Annotated in this window: 1 protein-coding gene and 2 tRNA genes; 1 reads left to right on the top strand and 2 read right to left on the bottom strand. The window is 56.6% G+C overall.

The window, feature by feature from the left end:
* Positions 1–989 precede the first annotated feature (989 nt).
* A tRNA-Asp gene (locus VAE55_RS05430) sits at positions 990–1,065 on the bottom strand.
* A tRNA-Glu gene (locus VAE55_RS05435) sits at positions 1,066–1,142 on the bottom strand.
* A gap of 237 nt (positions 1,143–1,379) precedes the next feature.
* Between VAE55_RS05435 and VAE55_RS05440 the strand changes: the two genes are divergently transcribed.
* On the top strand, positions 1,380–2,264 hold the full coding sequence (locus tag VAE55_RS05440) for an acyl-CoA desaturase (protein WP_322814786.1): 885 nt from the start codon (positions 1,380–1,382) through the stop codon (positions 2,262–2,264).
* Positions 2,265–2,652: the final 388 nt, after the last annotated feature.

Raw genomic sequence — 2,652 nt, forward strand, 5'->3', positions numbered from 1 at the left:
CTATGCATTACCCACATGTCACGCTACGTTAGGTAGAACTGCACGCGCTCCCCGTGGCGCAGGCGTCCAGCCCGCGTACAGGCATCATCACCACCGCCGGCAGATGCTGGACGTGACCGCTGGTGCGCAGACACGAACCTGGTGCAACAATACGTCGACGTGCAGGTGTCGCATGTATGCCTGACCGACTCGACGATCGGCACGAGCACATCCAGCACCCCCGTGACCAGGATGGGGAACGGTATGCCACGCGCCGGATCGTGCGCACGGCTGGCGCGGCAGCATGGCTGCCGCACGCCAAACCCTGCGCCACGCCTATGATGCGTGCGTAAGGCAACCCATCCGGCACGTGATAGCACGGCTGGAGCGACACACTGCCACCGGGCCAGTCGCCCACAACAGCAGCCATGGCGATCATACCCGCTGATACGCATGTGGTTGACACCAGGTATGGGTAATGCATAGCCGCGGCGGATGGGAGAGGGGAGGGCAGACGTTTGATCGAGGGCTTCCTGATAGGGTAGACGTTGGGTTCGTTCATCTATCCTGGCCGTCCGTGAATGCCGCCAGGGGCGGGAGCTTGCGCCTGGCTCCTCACTTCAGCAATGGTATCGGCACCATGCGCGCCTCCAGCGCACACTCCCAGCTCCCGGCTGGGGAGCACGCTCATCATCACTCCCCCGACCTGCTCCGGCACGCTGGCAATGCAGTATTCGAGTTATGGGTAATGCATAGGATATACGTGATGGGGGGTAATTGGCCGCCTGGCAGTGCGTCGCTACCGCACACGAACAGATGATACGAGCGGCGTTCCATCCCTACTCTGCATATAGCAGGCCGTAGCACCTGCACCAGGATGACTATGGCGATCTGAAGATTGGGTGGTATGATTAACTCCAAGGCATGAGGTTGAAACGGCCAGGTATACGGCAGACATTGAATAAACAGAGACAGCCGGTGTATACCGGCTGTCTCTGCTTCCGCCTTGTTGGCGGGCCCGACGGGATTCGAACCCGCGACCTCCACCTTGACAGGGTGGCATCCTAACCGCTAGACGACGGGCCCTGGTGACCCCAGCGGGATTCGAACCCGCGATCTCCACCTTGAGAGGGTGGCGTCCTGGGCCGCTAGACGATGGGGCCAACCCGCTCAACACGCTGAGAGTATACCACAGGTTCGCAAAGATTGCAAATCGGGCTTACGACAGAACATATCATCCCCGAATCGGTGTCGTATTGGCTCAGGCGTGACTGTAGTCATCCCCGATTATCGCAGCCGATGACTAAAGATTAGCCACCCGCTACTTCTCGCGGCGACCGTATCACCCTATTCTTGTGATAGGAAGAACATATCTTATCAGCGTTCGAGGAGATCATCATATGGCACGCACCGTTCCGGCAACCGAACCAAAGTTGGAGAAGTCGCCACTTGAAAAGTTTGTGGTTCTGCTGATTGTCGTCTTACCGTTTCTGGGCACTATTTATGCGATGGTCATGCTCTGGCAGCAATATGTGGACTGGCTCGACGTGACGTTAATGCTGGTGCTGTATGTGATTTCTGGTCTGGGCATTACCATCGGCTTCCACCGCATGCTCACCCACAAAAGTTTTGAAACCAGCCGCCCACTCAAGGCCCTCTTCTTGATCATGGGATGTATGGCCCTGGAAGGTGATCCCACATCGTGGGCTTCCACCCATATTCAACACCATGCCCACTCTGACGACGAAGATGATCCGCACAGCCCGCTTGAGGGTCTCTGGCATTCGCACGTCGGCTGGCTCTTCACCCACAAGAACAATATCGAGATGTACGGCAAATGGCTTACCAAGGATCCGACAGTGGTCTGGGTAACCAAGACATGGTACGTGTGGGCAGCCCTCGGCATTATCATTCCAACCCTGATCGCCGGTTGGAGCGGCTTAATCTGGGGTGGTCTGGTACGGATCTTCCTGACCCACCACATTACCTGGAGCGTCAATTCGATTTGTCATACCTTCGGTCGCCGCGACTACAACACACGCGATGCCAGCCGCAACAACTTCATCGTTGGGCTGCTTGCCTTCGGTGAAGGCTGGCACAACAATCATCACGCCTTCCCCCGCTCGGCCTTCCACGGTCTGCAATGGTGGCAGATTGACATCTCGGCCTACATCATTCGGGCACTAGAGAAGGTTGGGCTGGTGTGGAACGTACACCGTGTGAAGCCAGAGGATTTGCGTAAGCGCCAGCGCACCCCGGCTCTGCACGAAGTGATGGGTGACTGATCAATAAATAGTTTACAGTTCGGAAGCGCAGTGCAAGAGATTGCACTGCGCTTTTGTTGCAGATATGACTATTCTTGCTGTTGACAGGCTGTTTTCCTGACCAGAGCACAAAATCCTCTCACCCTGCTCTCCCCATTTGACGAAGATCGACATAAGTATTACCATTGTGCACAACACGTTTGCTGGCGAGAGAAGACGAACGGGCAGCGTCGCCCACGGCTGGCCGGGCACAGGTGATCATTCATAAGAACGCGGTGCATGATGAATACCGCAGGTCGATGCGACGCATATGCCTGAGCAACAAAAGTCTGTTATACCAAATCGTCATGACACCATCGCAAGCTCGGCTTCAACGAGATAGGCATAGCCACTGAGGGAGTGGAGGCGC

Origin of the sequence: Chloroflexus sp., from assembly GCF_034432675.1 — a bacterium.
Lineage (GTDB): Bacteria > Chloroflexota > Chloroflexia > Chloroflexales > Chloroflexaceae > Chloroflexus.

Excerpts from the sequence above, each read along its gene's own strand:
- VAE55_RS05440 (WP_322814786.1), top strand. The coding sequence starts at position 1,380 with ATGGCACGCACCGTTCCGGCAACCGAACCAAAGTTGGAGAAGTCGCCA.